The sequence below is a fragment of the Ensifer adhaerens genome (assembly GCF_020035535.1).
Lineage (GTDB): Bacteria > Pseudomonadota > Alphaproteobacteria > Rhizobiales > Rhizobiaceae > Ensifer.
Genome location: NZ_CP083349.1, coordinates 1,797,082 through 1,815,739 on the forward strand (window position 1 = coordinate 1,797,082; position 18,658 = coordinate 1,815,739).

Consider the following 18,658-nt stretch of genomic DNA (forward strand, 5'->3'; position numbering starts at 1 on the left):
TCCTGCCTCCGTGAAAACCAGACTCGTGTTTCAGGAAGATGACATGAGCGCCTTGCTGCCTGTCCGGCTCCCGAAATCAGCACGGCAAAACTGTACCTCGCTCCGAATTCATGCCAAAAGGCACGACCACGAATGAGGAATGTGAGAGCATGAACACGGGCGACAAAACGAAATCCCAGACAGGTCCGGCCAGCGGCGACATCGACCAGCAGGCCCTTTTCTTCCACCGTTACCCTCGCCCGGGAAAGCTCGAAATCCAGCCCACCAAGCCGCTCGGCAACCAGCGTGACCTGGCGCTTGCCTATTCGCCGGGTGTGGCAGCACCCTGTATCGCCATTCGCGACAACCCGGAAACGGCTGCGGATTTCACCGCCCGTGCCAACCTGGTTGCCGTGATCTCCAACGGCACGGCCGTGCTCGGCCTCGGCAATATCGGTCCGCTGGCTTCCAAGCCGGTGATGGAAGGCAAGGCGGTTCTCTTCAAGAAGTTTGCCGGCATCGACGTCTTCGACATCGAAATCGACGCGTCGAGCATCGAGCGCATGGTCGACGTGATCTCGGCGCTGGAGCCCACCTTCGGCGGCATCAATCTTGAAGACATCAAGGCGCCCGAGTGCTTCGAGGTCGAGCGCCGCCTGCGCGAAAAGATGCAGATCCCGGTCTTCCATGACGACCAGCACGGAACTGCCATCATCGTCGCCGCCGCCATCCTCAACGGCCTGGAACTCGCCGGCAAGGACATCGCCAAGGCGAAGATCGTCACCTCCGGCGCTGGCGCGGCCGCACTTGCCTGTCTCAACCTGCTCGTGACGCTCGGCGCCAAGCGCGAGAACATCTGGGTCCACGACCTCGAAGGCCTGGTCTACAAGGGGCGCGAAGTGCTGATGGACGAGTGGAAGTCCATCTATGCGCAGGACAGCAGCAACCGCGTTCTCGCCGACAGCATCGGCGGCGCAGACGTCTTCCTCGGCCTGTCCGCCGCAGGCGTGCTGAAGCCGGAACTGCTGGTCCAGATGGCCGAAAAGCCGCTGATCATGGCGCTTGCCAACCCGACGCCGGAAATCATGCCGGAAGCCGCCCGTGCCGCCCGCCCGGACGCGATGATCTGCACCGGCCGCTCGGACTTCCCGAACCAGGTCAACAACGTTCTCTGCTTCCCGCACATCTTCCGCGGCGCGCTCGACTGCGGCGCAAGCACGATCAACGAAGAAATGAAGATGGCGGCGGTCCGCGCCATTGCCGGTCTCGCCCGCGAAGAGCCGTCCGATGTTGCCGCCCGCGCCTATTCCGGCGAGACCCCGGTCTTCGGCCCGGACTACCTGATCCCCTCGCCCTTCGACCAGCGCCTCATCCTGCGCATCGCGCCGGCCGTCGCCAAGGCGGCTGAGGAAAGCGGTGTCGCCACCCGTCCGATCCAGGACTATGACGCCTACCTCGACAAGCTGAACCGCTTCGTCTTCCGCTCGGGCTTCATCATGAAGCCGGTGTTCGCGGCCGCCAAGAACGCCCAGAAGAACCGGGTTATCTTTGCCGAAGGCGAAGACGAGCGCGTGCTGCGCGCCGCTCAGGTGCTGCTCGAAGAGGGTACTGCCCGCCCGATCCTGATCGGCCGCCCGCAGATCATCGAGACCCGCCTGCGCCGCTACGGCCTGCGCATCCGTCCCGATGTCGATTTCGAAGTGGTCAACCCCGAGGGCGATCCGCGCTACCGCGACTATGTCGAGGACTACTTCGCCCTCGTCGGCCGTCTCGGCGTCATCCCGGAAGCCGCCCGCACTATCGTGCGAACCAACACGACGGTCATCGGCGCACTTGCCGTCAAGCGCGGCGAAGCCGATGCGCTGATCTGCGGCGTCGAAGGACGCTACTCCAGGCACATGCGCGACGTTTCGCAGATCATCGGCAAGCGTGAAGGCGTGCTCGACTTCTCGGCCTTGAGCCTGCTGATCTCCCAGCGCGGCGCCACCTTCTTCACCGACACCTATGTAAGCTACTGCCCGAGCGCCGAGGAAATCGCCCAGACGACTGTCATGGCCGCGCAGGAAATCCGCCGCTTCGGCATCACGCCGCGTGCAGCCCTCGTCTCGCACTCGAACTTCGGTTCGCGCGATTCGGAAAGCGCCACCAAGATGCGCAAGGCGCTTCAGCTCGTGCGGGAACTGGCGCCCGATCTCGAAGTCGACGGCGAAATGCATGGCGATGCAGCGATCTCGGAAGCGCTGCGCCACCGCGTCATGCCAGACAGCAGCCTGTCTGGCGAAGCCAACCTCCTGGTCTTCCCCAATCTCGATGCCGCCAACATCACGCTCGGCGTCGTCAAGACCATGACCGACAGCCTGCATGTCGGCCCGATCCTTCTCGGTTCGGCGCTTCCCGCGCACATCCTGTCGCCTTCGGTCACGTCGCGCGGGGTCGTCAACATGGCGGCTCTCGCGGTCGTCGAAGCCAGCCATCCGGGCTGAAATGATACCGCGGAGATCGCCTTCGATCTTCGCGGAGTTCGGGCGCCGCACCGGCGCCCCCAATGCCATATCCAGGCGCCGCGCAATCGTTGAGCGCGGCGCTCTATCGCCCGAGAATCACAGCGGAATCATCCTCTACCGCAGGCTCGCGCAAACCGACCGCGACGGTCGGCAATCGAAAATTGCAAAATTGGTATTACACACCAAACAGGTAAGTTTGCGCTGGACAAAAGGTGAACCCCTAACCATGCTGGAGCCTCGGACGAGATTCGGTGTTGTGGCATGACTGAGCAGCAGGCTGTCCTCGACATGCTGGAAATCCTGGAATGCGGCGGCTGTGTCGAGCCCGCTCATTTCTTTACGTTGATGCGCCGCACGTTCCGCATCGCCCATCTCCTGTATCTGGAAGCCGAGCCCTACGCGGACGAACTCAAGATCTGCCGGCTGCATCACACCTTCGGTGCCTATGCCGCAGAAATCTACCGGTCGCGCGGCCTTCATCGAATCGATCCCATACTGAAACTGGCGCTTGGCGGCGTTCGCCCGGTGGAGTGGACGATGGCGCGACACCGCTTCGCGGACTGCGAGCCGCTGTTCCAGGCGGCGCAGGAGATCGGTCTTTCGACCGAGGGCGTCGCCCTGCCGCTCCCCTCACCGGCCGGCCGGATGGCGATGCTGGCGATCAACGTCAACATGCCGGCTGACGAGTGGACGATCTATCGGCGCCATCACCTGCGCGATTTCCAGCTCGCGGCGAATCTCTTCCACGCCGCCATGCTGGAGCACGGCGCGATGGCCGGCAGCATTTCGACCCGCGACATGCGGCTCACCGGCCGCGAGACCGAGGTTTTGACCTGGGCCGCTGCCGGCAAGAGCTATTGGGAGATCGCAACGATTCTCGGCATTTCCGAGCGCACCGTGCGCTTTTTCATGACCAATGCGAGGCGCAAGCTCAATGTCGTCTCCAATACGCAGGCTGTTGCCCAGGCCGTCCGCCATGCGCTGATCCCCACCGTTTGACGCAGCTCGCGCCAAGCCCTCCAAAAAACCCCTCGAAATCTAGTGGGAAAGATCGCTGATTTAAACTGTCACTACCGACAGTTACGCGACCGCCGCCGGCCTGACAGCATCCGCCCATCCCCAAACAAGGATGGAGAAAAAGATGATCAGGATCCTGAACGGAAAGACCCGCGCACAGCACCCGCAGGCAGTCGACGATATGTTTCGGCTGCGCAAGCGCGTCTTTCACGATTTCCTGAAATGGGATGTGCAGACGGACGGCGAGTGGGAAATCGACAACTACGACAAGGCAAATCCGCTCTACGTGCTCTCCTATGCCCCCGACACCGGTCGTCTGCGTGGCGCGCTACGGCTGCTGCCGACGCTCGGCCCCAACATGCTGGACGACACCTTCCCGATCCTGCTCGGCGACAATCCGGAAATCCGCAGCGCCTCGGTATGGGAATCGAGCCGCTTCTGCATCGAGCCGGAGATTTCGCAGGACCGCGCCTCGAATCAGGTCACCGTTGCAGCGGCCGAATTGATGTGCGGCGTCGGTGAGCTCGGCCTCGCCTCCGGCATCAGCCATATCGTTACGGTTACCGACGTGTTCCTGGAGCGCATGTTCCGCCGCATGGGATGCCCCGGCGAGCGCATTGCCGAACCGCATCGCATCGGCTCGGTCTTTGCCGTTGCCGTTGCCTGGGAAGTGAATGAAAACTTGCTCCAGCGTATGAAAGCGGTTGCCGCCATCGAAGGCACTGTTCTCGAACGTCCGATGTCGCTGGAAACCGCCCGCGCCGCTTGAGCGCTTCGCTCAGCCGGACCCGTTAACGCAAACCGCCGCTTGTCGTTGCACGATCACCGACAAGCTCTATGATGGAGGTGAAACAGGAAATACCGCTGGCAGCCGCCCATATCAGAAGGCCGGCGTCGAGCGGTTGCAGGAAGAGACTTCGCCCGTGTTCCCGCGCTTGAAACACCTCGCTGCGGTGCTTGTGCCGTTTGCCCTGGTCGGTGCCGATCCTTCGCTGGCATCGACCGTGTGCGACCGGCTGAACACCCGTCTTGCGCAGCTGCCTGACATCGTCTCCAGCAATGCCGACGCCCGTGACTATGCGAGTGCGATCTCCCGCCAGAACATCGAGCTGCGCAGGGCGAAGAACGACCGCCGCCGTGCTGCCTGTGGTGGCGGCAGCGTCGTCACCTTCGATGGCGGCAACCCGGATATCTGTGGCGAACTCGACGGCCTCATTGCCGAGATGGAAGACAATCTGCGCATGCTGAAATCGGAGCGCGAGCAGATTGTTGCCGGGGGCAGCCAGGACAGCCGTCGCCGCATCCTTGCCGCGCTGGAGATCAATGGCTGCTATGGCGACCGCGAAGAGTTCGCGAGCGTCGACCCCGAAGAGCCCGAATCGCACCGCAACATCATCGCCGATCTGCCGCCTGACGACGCCTACGGCCCGATGCTTGGCGAAGACGGCTATGCGCCGCAGGAACGCTACTACAGCGGCACGCTGCGGACCATGTGCGTGCGCACCTGCGACGGCGCCTTTTTCCCGATCTCCTCGGACGCCACGCCGGCCGATTTCCCGCGGGACGAACAGGCCTGCCGGGCGCGCTGCCCGGGCGCTGAAACCGAACTCTATTTCCATGATATCAACACGGAAGAGAGCGATCAGATGGTCTCGGCCGTGACGGGCCGGCCCTATACCGAAATGCCGAATGCCTTTGCCTATCGCACCCGCGGCGTCAGCAAGCCCGGCATGTGCGGCTGCCAGATACCTCAGACCGCCGCAACCTCGCCGAAGACGACCGGCACCAAGATCGGTGACGACCAGTCGTCCATCGTCGTGATCGAAACCAGAAAGCCGGCGGAGACCACGACTGCCAAGGCACCGCCCGAGGAGCGGCCCTACGATCCGTCGAAGAGCAAGGTGCGCGTCGTCGGCCCGACCTTCCTGCCGCAACAGGAAACCTCGATCGACCTGAAGCACCCGAAGGGACCGGCCTATCAGCCGGTCCAGAACTGATCCCGGCGCGCCATCTCAAAGCGCGCCGCGATCTTCAGATTCGCTCATTGCGCTTCAAGTTCTCGATATCTCGCATGTCGCTGTCGAAAAACCGCTGCCCATTTTGGCGCAACGGGCTTTAGGAACGCTCGCTGCAGTTCCCCCAGCCTTCCTCGAACACCAGTTCTTCCAGCGGCAGACGCTGCCGCCATCCCTTTACCGCCAACTCCGGTTGTTGGTAGAGGCGATCGACATAGCCGAGGCAGAGCCAGGCGACGATCTCGATGTGACCAGGGATGCCGAGGATCGCCTTGATCTCCGCCTCGTGGAAGATGCTGACCCAGCCGACACCGACACCTTCGGCGCGCGCGGCAAGCCACAGGTTCTGCACGGCGCAAACCGTGGAATAGACATCCATCTGCGGATTATGGGTACGGCCGAGGACGACGGCGCCGCCGCGCGTGCGGTCACAGGTGACGCAGATGCTGAGCGGCGCCTTGCGAATGCCTTCGAGTTTCAGCGAACGGTACTTCGTCTGCTGTTCCGCCTCGAACATCAAGGCGGCCTCGTCGTTGGCGCGGCGAAAGGCCTGCCAGACGCGCTCACGCGTTTCTTCCGCTCGCACCAGCACGAAGTTCCAGGGCTGCATGAAGCCGACAGACGGCGCGCTGTGCGCAGCCGTAAGCAGGCGTTTCACCAAATCGTCGGGAAGAGGTTCTGCGAGAAATTCGTCGCGCACGTCGCGGCGTGTTTCGATGGCGCGGTAGACGGCCTCCCGCTCGTTGCGCGCGAAGGCACCGGCAGCCGCAAGGCCGCCCTTCGGTTCAGTCAGCATCGTTCGATCCCCAACAATGCGCAACCTCCCGCCGTCCGCGCGGGGTTCGGTCTATCTTGCCAGGCCGGTCTTCTGACTCCGGTTCAACCGGCCGCCTCACCTTCCCAGACCGATTGAAGATCCAGTGGCAAATCCTTGAATCAATTCAAGGCACTTAGAGGCGACCGTCCCCGTCACAGCGTTGGGCACGTTCCGGAATGACGCCGGATTCCCGATTCTCCCGCTCGCGCGGGCACCTGACGCCGCCATAAGCGCATAGCGGCAACCGAAAGACAAGCGCCGCCTATAGCGGCGCCACCGGATGCGGCGAACCGTCATAGCCGCCCCAGACCGATTGATCGAAGCAGATCACCGATCCGGTCATCAGCCCTGATTCAGCCGAAGACAGATAGGCGCAGGCGCGTGCCACCTCTGCCGGATCGACGAGCCGGCCGAAGGGCTGGCTGGCGGCCGCCCTTTCGAGCCAGTCCGCCGATGCTCCGTGAAACTCACGCTGGATCCGGTCCTCGCCTTCGGAAGCCATCCAGCCGATATTCAGGCCGTTGACCCGAATGCGGTTTCGCAGGAGCGCATAGGCCGTGTTCTTGGTCAGCGTCTCCAGCGCCCCTTTCGACGAGCAATAGGCGGCGATGAAGGGCTGCCCGGCCATCGCCGACATGGAGCCGATATTGACGATCGTGCCTTCGGTTCGCTCGCGCCGCATCACCTTCACCGTCTCCTGCATCAGGAAGAACGGCGCTCGCACGTTGATCCCGAACATCCGGTCGAAGAGCTCCGGTGTCGTGTCGAGGATCGTGCCGCGGTCGGTGATCGCGGCGGCATTGACGAGCGCATCGACCCGGCCGAACTCCGCATCACAAGCCGCAACGACCTTACGGGCGTCCTCGACCTTCTCGAGATCGGCCTCGACATAGATCACCTTCGCGCCGCTGGCCTTGCCGATCTCTTCAGCCTTCGCCCGCCCCTTGGCCGCATTGCGTCCGCAGATGACGATACCCGCCGCGCCGCGTTCGGCGAAGAGGCCGGCGATCGTTGCGCCCAACCCTTGCGTGCCACCGGTGACGATGGCGATCTTGCCTTCCAATTGTCCACTCATCGAATTCCCTCCTCGAAGATGATCGTGTCAAACAGCGACGGCTCCCGGGCGAAACGCACCGGGAGCCCGAATGGGTAATTGAACCGTCAGCTCAGCTTGCGCTTCGCCTGAGCGTCGAGCGCCGCGTGAAAATCCTGCTCGCTCGTTCCCGCCGCCAGCGCCCCGCGCATCAGCTGTGCCTGGGTCTTCGGCGCCAGCCCGCCGAGCGGCGGATCGCGGTCGAGATTGGTCGGGAAGGAATAGCCTTCGGCGCAGGACGCAATCGCATTGGCCGCTTCCGCTTCGGCCAGCTTGCCGTTTGCCAGCAACGCCTTCAGCGCCGGGTAGAGCGTTGCGCTCATTGTCAGCCGATCGACGGTCTCCATCGCCCGGCCAAAGGCGGAGGACACCTGCAGCAGGTTTGCAACGCGGCGGATATCGGCGGAGCGGTTGTTGCCGGCCGCATGGAAGAGGGCGGGATTGAAGAAGACGACATCGCCTTTTTCGAGCGGGAGCTGTACGTGATGTTCGTCGAAATAGGCGCGGAACTCCGGACGGTTGAGGGCCAGGTAACCCGGCACATAGGTCTGGCTGTACGGCAGGAACAGCGTCGGCCCGCTCTCGAGCGGCATGTCGCAATGGGCGACCGCGCCCTGTAGCGTCAGCACCGGCGAGAGCTTGTGCACGTGCGCCGGGTACTGCTCGATCACCGCGGAGGTCTGGAAGCCGAGATGATAGTCCCGGTGCGCCGACTGCGCAGCTCCACCCGGATTGACGCGGTTCACCTGCGCCGTCATCTGGTAGTTCGGCCCGAGCCAGGCTTCGCTGACGAGCGCGATGATGGCGTTGCCGTAGTAGGCGGCAAAATTCTCCGGCGCCTTGAGGCAGTGCTTTTCCAGCGAGTTCCAGATGCGATCGTTTGCGCCGGGCTTGGCAAAGTGATCGCCGCCGCCGCTGTTGCTGCGATGCTGTTCCTCGATGATCTCGTCGAAGACGGTGCTCGCGACATCGATCGCGGCGGTATCGGCAAAGGCGCGCTTGAAGACAGCCACGCCCGGGCCGGTCGCCAGCGCCTCGCAGATCTCGGCAAGCACCGCACGCCGCGTCTCGGAATTGCCGCAGGCGGCGACGAGATCGGCGCTGTTGTAGCTCAGCACGTTCTTGTCGCAGCCCGAGGCATGGGGATAGTCCGCCAGATTGGTTCGGCGCTCCACTTCCGCCCGGAATGCCTCGATATCGCAGGTCTCTTCGGTGAGCCACACACGCTCGATCCGCTGCCGCGCACTGTTGTCGGTCTTCATCCCGTTTCCTCCTCTGGAACACCTTGATGAACACGACTATAGGCGGCGGCAAAACATGATATAGGGCAAGAATCCATCAAAAATCCATCAGGAGATCCATGGCGATGGCCCATCCGTTTCTGGTCAAGGACATCGCCTTTCAGGCCGGCCTCAGCACCGCGACGGTCGATCGCGTGCTCAACGAGCGCCCGGGCGTCCGCCGCCAGACGAGCGCCCGTGTTCGCGCTGCCATCGAGGAACTGGAAAAGCAGCAGGCCGGACTCGACATTCAGGGCCGCAAGTTCGCGATCGATATCGTCATGGAGGCGCCCGAGCGCTTCACCGATGCGGTGCGACGGGCCTTCGAAAGCGAAGCGATGACATTGGCACCGACAAGCTTTCGCTGCCGTTTTCACTTCGCCGAGACCATGCGCCCACACGACATCGTGCAACTGCTCGATCGCATCCGCCTGCGAGGAACCGATGGGCTCGTCTTGAAGGCACCGGATGTGCCCGAGATCGTCGCGGCCGTCGCACGCTTCGAAACCAGCGGCATTCCCGTCGTGACGCTGGTGACAGATCTGCCCCATTCCCAGCGGACCGCTTATGCCGGCGCCGACAACAGGGCGGCCGGAGAAACCGCTGCCTATCTGATCGGCGAGCGCTTTGCCGGTGCCGAAGCCACGGTGCTCGTGACGCTATCCAGCGGCCGCTTCCGCGGTGAGGAAGAGCGCGAGATCGGTTTTCGCCGGGTGCTGCGCGAACATCATCCGACAATCCGGATCGTCGAGATCAGCGAAGGGCATGGTCGCGACAGCGAGACGGGCGCGCTGGCCGACGCGGCGCTTGCTGCCAACCAGGACATCAACGCCGCCTATTCGATCGGCGGTGGCAACCGCTCCGTACTCGCAGCCTTCGATCGCCTCGGCCGCCATTGCGCGCTCTACATTGCCCATGATCTCGATGAGGACAATCTGGCGCTGCTGCGCGCGCGGCGCATTCACTTCGTGTTGCATCATGATCTGAAGACCGACGCTCGCACGGCCTTCCGCACGATCATGCTCCGTGGCCGTGCTCCGTCCACCGTCATCGGCCCTCAGCTTTCAGCCGTCGTGGTCATCACGCCCTATAACGTACCGGAGTAGGAAAATCGCCCCAGCCCCCTGGTCCGGCAGGCGGCTCCTCGCCGGGCAGCACCGCATCGTCAGCGGTCTCGACGCGGTTGCGGCCGCGCCGCTTGGCGAGATAGAGCGCCTCATCCGCAGCCAGCAGCAAGCCGCGCGCCGTCAGGCCATGTCGTGGCGCGAAAGCGATGCCGGCGCTGCCACCAATGACGAGCAACTGGCCATTGAACGCGACCGGCGTCTGCGCATCGGCGACAAGGCCGACCGCAAAACCACGGGCTTCCGTCTCGCTGCAATCGGCGACGATGATGGCGAACTCATCGCCGCCAAGCCGCGCGACCGTCCCCTTGGGGCCGGCTCTGTTGCGAAAGCGCTCGGCCATGGCGACCAGAACGGCGTCGCCGGCCGCGTGGCCGTGGCGGTCGTTGACCGCCTTGAACTCGTCGAGATCGGCATAGACCAGCGTGAACGGATGCGTTTTTGCCCGCAGCAACGCTGCCGCCAGCATATCGTCGAAACCGCTGCGGTTGAGCAACCCCGTCAGCCGATCGTGCTTGGCGAGATGGCGGTTGAGCGCCTCGCTCTGCTGCAAGGCGGCAAAGAGCGTCGAGAAGCGAAAGGCGACGAACGCCATGAGCAGCGCCGCGACGATCGCCATGACGATGACGCTCGGCAGCAGTTCGGCGCGCACAAAGCCACCCGGCGACTTCGGCATCCACGCCGCCACCAGACAAGAGGCGTCGGAACAGCGCCCGATCGAGGCAAAGACGCTGCCCTCCGGCCTCTCGGCCAGCGGCACGAAGGCCAGCCCGCGGATACCCAGGCGCGCGGCGATTTCACGGGTCATCTTGGCCGTCACCGGCCGCACCGAGACCAGGAGCATCGGTGCCCGCCGCTCGGCTGGGATCACCAGTGTTTCCGGGATGACCGCCTGCACGACCGCCACGCTCATGCGCCCGTCGATCTCGCGCAGGTCTACCGCATGAATTCCGGGCACGGCCGGCATCAGCGATTGCGGGTCCGGGGTGACGACATCAAGCGCATAGGAACCATAGTTGTTTCTGAGCGAGTTGTCGTAGCGGCGCTTGGCTTCGTCGAGCAGATCATCGACCTCGTCGAGCGGCACACGGGCCGTGTCGCCCGGCACGACGACGCCATCCTTCAGCACCGTCGAAACGTTGTGATCGACGTCCGTCACGATCAGCCAGGAGAATCCGTAATCCTCCCACAGCCAGCCCATCAGCTCGTCCGCTGCAAAGATGTCGCTGACATGCCCCTTGGCGAGTTCCTGATAGGTTTTGTCCCAGAAGGAGATCTGAGCCTGAAATTGAACGACCGCATCCATCTGGTGGCGCAGCTCGTTTGCCACCAGGCGGCGCTCGGCCGACAGGCCGAAGCGGTCCGCCTCGGCGACGGACCGATCGAGAACGTAGATGAGGCTTGCGATGATCAGGACGGCGACCAGGGTGCAGGCGGCATGGATTGCCCAAACCGTTCTCCTCCGCTTCGCTAGCCGCAAAGTCTTGTCCATGATGCAATCGCCCCCTCGTCCGGCCGGCTGTCGCGAGCGTTCTCGCGCCTTTCCAAGCGCGATGCACGGCGACGGCGGCGGGCACGGGCAGCACCGTAGAGAGCAAAGTCAAAGTTTGGCTTAAATAAGCTGGTGTTGAAATACTTAACAGTTTCAACCCGCTGAATCCGTTGACAATCAGCAGTCGCAGGTGCGCTTGCAGGGAGCGCAAGCCAACGCCACCGCTCCCCCATTTGCACCAGGTGTTCTACTTCGGCACGGCCGTCGCGCGCAGAAAGGAGATGATCTCCTCGTCGCCCTTGTCGCGCGCCAGATCGCGGATCGATGGACCCGCGATGCCATCCCGCAATCCGGCATTGGCACCTCGATCAAGGAGCAGCCGCACGGCGGCTGCCTGCCCGTTGACCACGGCGAATGCCAGCGGCGTCATCCAATCCTGTTGCGGCTCCGGACGGCCGTGGCCCCGGAAGCGGCCGAACGGCGTTTCGAGCAAGTCTGGCTGCCGGTCGAGGTTCTCGGCAACGCGATGGATTACGCCGAACGATGCGGCCGCAAAGATATCCAGCGGCTCTTCCTTCAGGAAACGTACCATCTCGGCCCTGCCGTTGTACGCGGCCCAGCCGATCGGCGGCGCACGATGGTAGGGATCGCGGGCCGTTGCATCGGCGCCGTGATCTAGCAGCAGCCGCGCCATTGCGAGATGCCCGTGCAGCGCCGCCTCGTGCAGCGGAGTGCGCGATGTCATGCGGTTGACGTCGAAACCGAGTGAGAGCATGAGCGCCGCTTCGGCGCGCCTGTCCTCACCCGCGGCTTCATGCAGCAATGCCGGATGCGCTGTCTGCGTCTGTATGATCAGCGTCGGATGGGCGTCGACAAGTGCCCTTGCCGCGTCTCCGTCGTTTTCCGAGATCGCCCGGGCCAGCCGGTCGACATCGTCGAGCGGTGCTTCCAGAGCACCTTGCGAAATCAGATACTGTGCCAGCGCCCGGTCACCGCCGAGTTCCGCCCATTGGTAGGGCGTTCGCCCCTTGATGGTGCGATTGACGTCCGCGCCGTGCTCGACCAGAAGCCGCACGCGGTCGCCCATGCGTTTTTCAAGCGCCCAGGCAAGCTGGTAGTCGAAAACGCGCTCGCCGTTCTCGACGAAACCACCGTCGGCCCGTACCAGCCAATTGTTCCTGTCGTTGGCGTTGAGGCCATAGGCGAGCAGCAGCTTCAGGCAGCCGTTGTCAGGCTCGAACATCCGGTTGTAGAGCGCCTGGCTGTCATTGGGCTGGGCTCCGACGTCAAGCAGCAGCCGCGCGAATCCCGCGCAATCCGGGTGCGGCGGCTGGCGCTCGCGCCCGGCCTCGCCTTCGCCGAAGACGCCGGTCAGCGCCGTGAAACGATACTGGCCATCATCCAGCCAATGGGCGTCCGGATTGGCGCCGCGTGCGATCAGCCGCGCGCCCGCCTCGAAGGAGGAGCGACCGGGAACCCGGGCATAGGCGGCGTAGAGCAGCGGCTCCCAGTCGTAGGGGCCGCCGCGCCTGGTTGCGAGTTTCGGATCAAGATCGAGCCAACGGTCGACCGCAGCGGCATCGCCATTTGCTGCCGCGACATGAATGCTGTCCTCGGCGATTTCAGGACGGGTCTCGATCAGGGCGAGCGCCTCAGAAAAACGTTCGGGATCCGGCGCTATGTCACTGAAATAAGAAACGGTTGCAAGCGACAGGAAGCGGTTCGCAAGCTGCTCCGTTGCCGGATTTGCCGCTCCCGCATTTTCGAAATGCCGCTTCAGCCGGGTCCAGCTCGAGAAGCCGAACTCGCGCGCAAGCACCAGTTGGGCATCCTGAAGGCCCATCGCGGCGAAATCGGAAAAGTAAGGTAGCGCCCGCTGGCTTGCACTGCCATCGCCGGCCTTTACGGCCTTCAAAAGAGCCTTGGCCTGCTTGCGGAGTGTATCGAGGGTAAGGTTCGGGGAAAGATCGCGCGCGATCATGAAAGACCTCCTTTCATTCTCGTCCGGTATCCGCGCCCACAGACTGAAAAGAGGTGTGGCAACCAAGTTCAGTGAGACAGGTGGGCCTTGCCCTTCCCGCGGATCGGATGCGCCCTGCGAACGAGGTCAGCGCTAGCACGCTGGAAGTATACTTGTCCAGCTTTGTCAGCTTTCCGGTTCGTAGCGAACGAAGGCGAAGCGATCGCCCGCCGGCGACCAGTTGGGAACATTGATCGTTCCCTGCCCGCCGAAAAGCTCGAACAGCACGCGCGCATTGCTGCCATCCATGTCCATCAATCGCAGGCGGACGTCTAGATCCCTGGGATGATCGAACACGTCGCCGTCATAGGAGAGCACCAGCAAATGCTTTCCATCCGGCGAAGGGTGCGGAAACCAGTCGCCATAGGGGCTGTTCGTGATGCGCGCGACGGCGCTGCCATCGGGCCGAACGCGCCAGATCTGCATGCGTCCGGTGCGGCTGGAGTTGAAGTATATCCATTCGCCGTCCGCCGACCAGTCCGGCCCGTCGTTGCGCCCTTCCCCGTGGGTCAGCCGCCGCTCCTCGCCGCCATCGACGGAGATCGTGTAGATGTCGAAGACCTGGTCGCGGATTCCGCAATAGGTCACCGTTCGTCCATCCGGCGACCAGCCGTGCCAGTAGGACGGCAGGTTGCGGGTCACAAGCCGCGGCGTGCCGCCTTCGGCCGGCAGCAGATAGATTGCCGACTTGCCGAACTCGGTCTTGTCGCTGATTGCGATCGTGGCCCCGTCCGGCGAAATGCCGTGGTCGTTGTTGCAGAGTGTGGCAAAGCCGGTGTCGATCTCCACCGGCTCCGAACCGTCGAGGCCGAGGCGATAAAGCCGGCCATCGCCGTTGATGACCAGGTGCGTGCCGTCCCGCGACCAGTTCGGCGCCTCGACCAGCCGGTCCGTTTGCCAGACGACCTGTGTTTTGCCGGTGGTGATGTCGTGGATTTCGATGGAACTGCGCATTCCGCTCTCCTGCCTAGCTGCGGAGCTGTTTGCAGGCTTCGCCCGGCGGCAACGTCGCCAGAATTTTGGTGCAGATCGACTGCATCAGGATCAGATTACGTTGGTCCCGCCATGTCGAGACGAAGCCCCAGGCCAAAAGCAGCAGTGTGCAGACGAAGGCAACGCCGACGATGACAAGGCTGCCGATCGCAAGGCCGTAGATCCCAAAGACCGCCGGCGTCGCGAAATAGGCGACCTGCGCCGAAAGCTGCCTGCTCGCCGAAGCGTCGCTCAGCGACCATAGCCGAACGAGCCGGATTTCCTCCTCCGTGAACTCCGGACGGCTTTCCGTGCCGTCCCGCGCTTTTGCAGCCGCGCTCACCACCTACCCCCGATCGCGGAAACGGTTGGTGATCGGGTAGCGCCGGTCGCGGCCGAAGTTCTTCTTGGTAATCTTCACGCCCGGCGCCGACTGCCGGCGCTTGTACTCGGCGATGTAGAGCAGATGCTCGACCCGGTGCACCGTCGCCTCTTCATGGCCGCGCGCCACGATCTCGTCAGTGCCCATCTCCTTTTCCACCAGGCATTCGAGAATATCGTCGAGCACCGGATAGGGTGGCAGCGAATCCTGGTCCGTCTGGTTGGGACGAAGCTCTGCCGACGGCGCCTTGTCGATGATGTTCCGCGGAATGACGATGCCGGACGGGCCCAGTGCACCTGGGGGAACCGTGGTATTGCGCCAGCTCGAGATGGCATAGACCTGCATCTTGTAGAGGTCCTTGATCGGATTGAAACCACCGTTCATGTCGCCATAGAGCGTGGCATAGCCGACGGACATTTCCGACTTGTTGCCCGTGGTCACCACCATCGAGCCGAACTTGTTGGAGATCGCCATCAGGATGGTGCCGCGCGTGCGGCTCTGCAGGTTCTCCTCGGTGATGCCGGGCTCCGTTCCCTCGAACGTATCGGAAAGCGCGCTCAGGAACCCTTCGACCGGCTCGGAAATCGGCACGATGTCGTAGCGGCAGCCGAGTGCGGCGGCGCATTCCTTGGCGTCCTTCAGCGATTCCTGCGAGGTGTAACGGTAGGGCAGCATGACGGTGCGCACCCGCTCTTCGCCGAGCGCATCGACGGCCAGTGCGGCGCAGATCGCCGAATCGATACCGCCGGAAAGTCCGAGCACGACGTTCTTGAAGCCGTTCTTGTTCACATAGTCACGGAAGCCGAGCATGCAGGCGCGGTAATCCGCCTCCTCCCGCTCCGGCAGGCGAGACTTCAGGCCGCCTTCGCAATGCCAGCCGCCGTCGCCCTTCTTCCATTCGACGATCGAAATCGCCTCCTCGAACTGGCTCATCTGGAAGGCCAACGACTTGTCGGTGTTGAAGGCGAAGCTTGCGCCGTCGAACACAAGCTCGTCCTGGCCACCGAGCTGGTTGGCATAGATCATCGGAAGGCCGGTCTCGAGAACCTGCTTCAGCACCACCTGGTGGCGGACATCCACCTTGCCGCGATAGTAGGGCGAACCGTTCGGCGACAAGAGGATCTCCGCGCCGCTTTCCGCCAGCGTCTCGCAGACGCCGAGATCGCCCCAGATGTCCTCGCAGATCGGAATACCGATGCGCACGCCGCGGAAGTTCACCGGGCCCGGCATCTCCCCCTGATCGAAGACGCGCTTTTCGTCGAATTCGCCGTAGTTCGGCAGATCGACCTTGTCGCGGAATGCGATCACCTTGCCGTCGTCAAGCACCGCCACCGAATTGTGTCGCCCGGATTTGGCAAGCCGCGGCAAACCGATGATGACGCCCGGTCCGCCGTCGGCCGTCTCAGCCGCCAGCTTTTCGACTGCTTGCAGGCATGCCTTCAGGAAGGCCGGCTTCAAAACGAGATCTTCCGGCGGATAGCCGGAAATGAACAGCTCCGTCAGCAACAGGAGATCGGCGCCCTGGCGCGCGGCATCAGCGCGCGCCTCGCGCGCCTTGGCCAGGTTTCCGGCGATGTCACCCACCGTCGGATTGAGCTGGGCGACTGCGATGCGGAGGATCGTGGGGGCGGTCTTGTGAGCGGTCATGAGCGGGCCTGTCGGTCTTTTCTGAGCGATTGCGTCTGACTTTCGCAGTGTTCTTTAGCGCAATCCGCGGGAAAATACCCACAGCCAATCGCAGCTCCGCGAAAAAATACCGAAAAATTCTGTCTTTCCCGGTTCTTATGAAGGGCCGTTGCAGTGCCCTCACGTCACGAAAACCTGTTCCCAAACCACGTTAAGAAACCATTCATCCCCTGTTCAAAATGACAGGCGTATGACAGATACACGACGCATTTATGAAATTGGAGAATATGTTGGCTAGTATCGATTCCGCTGTCGCGAGAGGCTCGCGCGTCTACGTCGATAGACCCGGCTTCACCGCACGGCACGCCAAGACACTTGCGGCCACCCGCAGCGCATTGTTCTCCCTCTTCGTCGCAGCCTCCCTCGTCTTCGTCGTCGAACTGATCGTGCGTCAGTCGCTGTCCGATGCGCTCGCCTACATGCTCGATCCGACGCGCCCGGCGCTGACGACCGTCGGTGCATTCTTCCTGATCATGCTGGCGGTTGACGGCATTTTCGGTCGCGAGCACAAATCGGCCGTGGTGATCGCACCGCTTGCCATCATCCCTGCCGTCGTCTGCCAGCAGAAACAGGTCTTCCTCTCCGATCCGCTTTATCCGACCGACTTCCTGTTCGGCCGCCAGATCATGGAATTGATGCCAGTTCTGGTGAAGGATCGGCCGTGGACGGCCATCGGCATTGCCGTCGGCCTGATCGCCGCCGCCGTCGCGATCGCCCTTCTCCTGCGTTTTGCCTGGCGGACCTTCCCCAAGCTTTCGACGCGCGAGCGTGTCGCCCGTCTTGCCTTCGCGCTGCCGCTGCTCGTCGCCTTCTGGAACATCATGGATTACAACCAGTTCTCCTGGATCCGTGACCGCCTGAAGGTCATCCCCATCATGTGGGACCAGACCGAGAACTATAAACACAACGGTTTCGCCCTTGCGTTTGCCATCAACCTGCCGATGGCCAATGTCAGCGCGCCTGCCGGCTACATGGCCGACGCGATCGACCGTATTCCGGTGAAGCCGCTTCCGGCCGGCACCTCGCATCGCGGCAAGGCCGACGTCATCGTGCTGATGAGCGAATCCTTCTGGGATCCGACCCGCCTGCCGAACGTCAAGCTGTCGCCCGATCCGATGCCGACGATCCGCGAAATGCAGTCGGGCAACGTCTTTTCGCCGGAATTCGGCGGCATGACCGCCAATGTCGAGTTCGAAGCGTTGACCGGCTTCTCGAACGCCTTCCTGCCCTACGGCAGCATTCCGTATCAGCAGTACATCCGCAACCCGATCCCGTCGCTCGCGACGTTCTTCCGCGGCGAAGGCTATGTCTCGCGTGCCATCCATCCCTTCCAGAGCTGGTTCTGGAATCGCACCGCCGTCTACAAGGCCTTCGGTTTCGACATGTTCAAGTCGGAAGAGAACATGCCGCCGATGCAGAAGCGCGGCATCTTCGCCTCGGACGAGTCGCTGACCAACGAGATCATCCGCCAGGCCGACGCGATGGACGACCCGTTCTTCTTCTTCGCCGTCACGCTGCAGGGCCATGGCCCCTATGAGGCCAACCGCTACGCAAAGAACACCATCAAGATCGAGGGCGACCTGCCCGAAGCCGACCGCCAGGTGCTCGCCACCTATGCGCAGGGCATCAAGGAAGCCGACGACAGCCTGAAGAAGCTGATGGACTGGGCCAAGAAGCGCGACCGCGAGACGGTCATCGTGCTCTTTGGCGACCACCTGCCGCCGCTGAACACCGTCTATACCAGCACCGGCTTCATGAAGGGCGTCACCGCAGAGCGTAAAGGTTCGAAGGATCAGATGAAGGCGCAGCACGAAACGCCGCTCGTCGTCTGGTCGAACAAGACAGGCCCGAAGAAGAACGTCGGCACCATCAGCCCAGCCTTCCTCTCCTACCAGATCCTCAAGCAGTCCGGCTACGAGCACCCCTACTACACCGGGTTCCTCGGCAAGGTGTACGACCAGTACCGCGTCGTCGACCGCTATATGCTGATCCGCAAGAACGGCAAGGAGGTCGCCGAGTGGTCGCGCCAGCCTAAGGTGCCGGCACTGCTGCGTGACTACCGCTTCCTGCAGCACGACATGATGTTCGGCGACCGTTTCTCGACCGACCGGTTCTTCAAGTCCCACGCCGACCTCTTCGCGAGCGCGGCCGAGACCCACTGATCCATCGAAGCCGGACCGGCTACACCCGGTCCGGCTCTCGAGCTTCCGGGGCGACGCCGCGTCTCGCGGACAGAAAACCGCTACGGACTTTTGCTGGAAATGCTCTAGATTTTCT

Annotated in this window: 14 protein-coding genes and 1 riboswitch; of the genes, 6 read left to right on the forward strand and 8 right to left on the reverse strand. The window is 63.1% G+C overall.

The genetic code is table 11. The features are described from left to right. Positions 1–149: 149 nt before the first annotated feature. From LAC81_RS08815 to LAC81_RS08830, 4 genes are all read left to right on the forward strand, one after another. Positions 150–2,462: an NADP-dependent malic enzyme gene (locus LAC81_RS08815; RefSeq protein ID WP_223727511.1), complete on the forward strand. Its 2,313-nt coding sequence runs from the start codon at positions 150–152 to the stop codon at positions 2,460–2,462. Between the two features lie 282 nt (positions 2,463–2,744). Continuing rightward, entirely contained in the window at positions 2,745–3,482 is a 738-nt protein-coding gene (locus tag LAC81_RS08820) for a helix-turn-helix transcriptional regulator (protein ID WP_223727512.1), read from the forward strand. Positions 3,483–3,624: 142 nt separating this feature from the next. Continuing rightward, a complete protein-coding gene (locus tag LAC81_RS08825; protein ID WP_223727513.1) occupies positions 3,625–4,269 on the forward strand; it encodes an acyl-homoserine-lactone synthase in 645 nt (214 codons plus the stop codon). Between the two features lie 154 nt (positions 4,270–4,423). After that, complete coding sequence (locus LAC81_RS08830) at positions 4,424–5,497, forward strand: DUF2865 domain-containing protein (RefSeq protein ID WP_223727514.1); 1,074 nt, start codon at positions 4,424–4,426, stop codon at positions 5,495–5,497. A 118-nt stretch (positions 5,498–5,615) separates the two neighbouring features. On the opposite strand, the gene bluB is transcribed toward LAC81_RS08830, so the two are convergent. From bluB to LAC81_RS08845, 3 genes are all read right to left on the reverse strand, one after another. Further along, positions 5,616–6,311, reverse strand: coding sequence for a 5,6-dimethylbenzimidazole synthase (bluB, locus tag LAC81_RS08835; RefSeq protein WP_223727515.1), 696 nt, complete (start codon positions 6,309–6,311; stop codon positions 5,616–5,618). Between the two features lie 44 nt (positions 6,312–6,355). Further along, positions 6,356–6,566: riboswitch (cobalamin riboswitch) on the reverse strand. A 28-nt stretch (positions 6,567–6,594) separates the two neighbouring features. Then, the gene (locus LAC81_RS08840) at positions 6,595–7,407 is read right to left on the reverse strand and encodes an SDR family oxidoreductase (protein WP_223727516.1); all 813 of its coding nucleotides are present in this window, start codon (positions 7,405–7,407) and stop codon (positions 6,595–6,597) included. 86 nt (positions 7,408–7,493) lie between these two features. Next, a complete protein-coding gene (locus LAC81_RS08845; protein ID WP_223727517.1) occupies positions 7,494–8,687 on the reverse strand; it encodes a phytanoyl-CoA dioxygenase family protein in 1,194 nt (397 codons plus the stop codon). Positions 8,688–8,791: 104 nt separating this feature from the next. Here LAC81_RS08845 and LAC81_RS08850 point away from each other — a divergent pair, with 104 nt between their 5' ends. Further along, positions 8,792–9,811 carry a LacI family DNA-binding transcriptional regulator gene (locus LAC81_RS08850; protein ID WP_223727518.1) on the forward strand — a complete coding sequence of 340 codons (1,020 nt, stop codon included), beginning with the start codon at positions 8,792–8,794 and terminating at the stop codon, positions 9,809–9,811. On the opposite strand, the gene LAC81_RS08855 is transcribed toward LAC81_RS08850, so the two are convergent. The 5 genes from LAC81_RS08855 to LAC81_RS08875 form a co-directional block, all read right to left on the reverse strand. Further along, on the reverse strand, positions 9,786–11,321 hold the full coding sequence (locus LAC81_RS08855; protein ID WP_223727519.1) for a sensor domain-containing diguanylate cyclase: 1,536 nt from the start codon (positions 11,319–11,321) through the stop codon (positions 9,786–9,788). The two genes, LAC81_RS08850 and LAC81_RS08855, sit on opposite strands and share 26 nt — an antisense overlap. Positions 11,322–11,568: 247 nt before the next feature. Next, positions 11,569–13,302: an ankyrin repeat domain-containing protein gene (locus LAC81_RS08860; protein ID WP_223727520.1), complete on the reverse strand. Its 1,734-nt coding sequence runs from the start codon at positions 13,300–13,302 to the stop codon at positions 11,569–11,571. 165 nt (positions 13,303–13,467) lie between these two features. Then, positions 13,468–14,295: a TolB family protein gene (locus tag LAC81_RS08865; protein WP_223727521.1), complete on the reverse strand. Its 828-nt coding sequence runs from the start codon at positions 14,293–14,295 to the stop codon at positions 13,468–13,470. 13 nt (positions 14,296–14,308) lie between these two features. Next, on the reverse strand, positions 14,309–14,656 hold the full coding sequence (locus LAC81_RS08870; RefSeq protein ID WP_223727522.1) for a hypothetical protein: 348 nt from the start codon (positions 14,654–14,656) through the stop codon (positions 14,309–14,311). 3 nt (positions 14,657–14,659) lie between these two features. After that, positions 14,660–16,342, reverse strand: a complete 1,683-nt coding sequence (locus tag LAC81_RS08875) for an NAD+ synthase (protein ID WP_223727523.1) — start codon at positions 16,340–16,342, stop codon at positions 14,660–14,662. 269 nt (positions 16,343–16,611) lie between these two features. Between LAC81_RS08875 and LAC81_RS08880 the strand changes: the two genes are divergently transcribed. Next, a complete protein-coding gene (locus LAC81_RS08880; protein ID WP_223727524.1) occupies positions 16,612–18,543 on the forward strand; it encodes an LTA synthase family protein in 1,932 nt (643 codons plus the stop codon). Positions 18,544–18,658: the final 115 nt, after the last annotated feature.

Excerpts from the sequence above, each read along its gene's own strand:
- LAC81_RS08820 (WP_223727512.1), top strand. The coding sequence starts at position 2,745 with ATGACTGAGCAGCAGGCTGTCCTCGACATGCTGGAAATCCTGGAATGC.
- LAC81_RS08850 (WP_223727518.1), top strand. The coding sequence starts at position 8,792 with ATGGCCCATCCGTTTCTGGTCAAGGACATCGCCTTTCAGGCCGGCCTC.
- LAC81_RS08815 (WP_223727511.1), top strand. The coding sequence starts at position 150 with ATGAACACGGGCGACAAAACGAAATCCCAGACAGGTCCGGCCAGCGGC.
- LAC81_RS08825 (WP_223727513.1), top strand. The coding sequence starts at position 3,625 with ATGATCAGGATCCTGAACGGAAAGACCCGCGCACAGCACCCGCAGGCA.
- LAC81_RS08865 (WP_223727521.1), bottom strand. The coding sequence starts at position 14,295 with ATGCGCAGTTCCATCGAAATCCACGACATCACCACCGGCAAAACACAG.
- LAC81_RS08855 (WP_223727519.1), bottom strand. The coding sequence starts at position 11,321 with ATGGACAAGACTTTGCGGCTAGCGAAGCGGAGGAGAACGGTTTGGGCA.
- LAC81_RS08860 (WP_223727520.1), bottom strand. The coding sequence starts at position 13,302 with ATGATCGCGCGCGATCTTTCCCCGAACCTTACCCTCGATACACTCCGC.
- LAC81_RS08875 (WP_223727523.1), bottom strand. The coding sequence starts at position 16,342 with ATGACCGCTCACAAGACCGCCCCCACGATCCTCCGCATCGCAGTCGCC.
- LAC81_RS08845 (WP_223727517.1), bottom strand. The coding sequence starts at position 8,687 with ATGAAGACCGACAACAGTGCGCGGCAGCGGATCGAGCGTGTGTGGCTC.
- LAC81_RS08840 (WP_223727516.1), bottom strand. The coding sequence starts at position 7,407 with ATGAGTGGACAATTGGAAGGCAAGATCGCCATCGTCACCGGTGGCACG.
- bluB (WP_223727515.1), bottom strand. The coding sequence starts at position 6,311 with ATGCTGACTGAACCGAAGGGCGGCCTTGCGGCTGCCGGTGCCTTCGCG.